This window comes from Bacillus sp. VA13 (assembly GCF_055710085.1).
Window position 1 is genome coordinate 1 of the sequence record NZ_JBVQPP010000036.1, and the last position, 210, is coordinate 210.

At 53.3% G+C, this 210-nt stretch carries 1 rRNA gene; it reads right to left on the bottom strand.

Annotated features, from left to right (window positions below):
* Nucleotides 1-5: 5 nt before the first annotated feature.
* Nucleotides 6-121, bottom strand: a 5S ribosomal RNA gene (gene rrf / locus AC0C66_RS21630).
* Between the last annotated feature and the right edge of the window lie 89 nt (nucleotides 122-210).

Consider the following 210-nt stretch of genomic DNA (forward strand, 5'->3'; position numbering starts at 1 on the left):
CAATTGCTTGGCGGCGTCCTACTCTCACAGGGGGAAACCCCCGACTACCATCGGCGCTGAAGAGCTTAACTTCCGTGTTCGGCATGGGAACGGGTGTGACCTCTTCGCTATCGCCACCAAACAAATGCCTTCAGGATGAAGGTACTGGGCGTTTCTCACAGGATGTGAGAGCCCTTAGCGGAGTTTCTTTACTTTTCCGCCTTTTAGAGA